This window comes from Streptomyces sp. B1866, assembly GCF_031932565.1.
Classification (GTDB): domain Bacteria; phylum Actinomycetota; class Actinomycetes; order Streptomycetales; family Streptomycetaceae; genus Streptomyces.
This window is the reverse complement of sequence record NZ_JAVSCF010000590.1, coordinates 1-569: the sequence shown is the minus strand read 5'-3', so window position 1 is coordinate 569 and position 569 is coordinate 1. Positions and strand designations below refer to the sequence as shown.

The 569-nt window shown below is 69.4% G+C and carries 1 protein-coding gene; it reads left to right on the top strand.

The genetic code is table 11. The features are described 5' to 3' along the window. A partial coding sequence (locus RKE29_RS30335) for a polyketide synthase (RefSeq protein WP_312008907.1) occupies positions 1-569 on the top strand: 569 nt, incomplete at both ends.

Below are 569 nucleotides of genomic sequence, written 5' to 3'. Positions count from 1 at the left end.
AGGGCGGATTCCTCTACGACGCAGCACAGTTCGACCCCGACTTCTTCGGCATCAGCCCCCGCGAGGCCCTGGCCATGGACCCCCAGCAGCGCCTCTTGCTGGAAACCAGCTGGGAAGCTCTCGAACGAGCACACATCGACCCGCAGACACTGCACGGCAGCCCTGTCGGCGTCTTCACCGGAATCAACGCCCAGGACTACGCGATCCACCTGGAGCGTGCGTCGGAATCCGTAGAGGGGTACGTCCTCACCGGGAGTTCGAGCAGCATCGCGTCGGGCCGCGTCGCCTACACGCTCGGACTGGAGGGCCCGGCGCTGACCGTCGACACGGCGTGCTCGTCGTCGCTGGTCGCGCTGCACCTGGCCTGCCAGGCGCTACGGGCGGGCGAGTGCACCATGGCTCTCGCCGGCGGCGTCACCGTCATGTCCACCCCCACCACCTTCGTGGAGTTCGCGCGGCAGCGGGGGCTGTCGACGGACGGGCGCTGTCGGGCCTTCTCCTCTACGGCGGACGGCACGGGCTGGGGCGAGGGTGTCGGCATTCTGCTGGTGGAGCGGCTGTCGGACGCG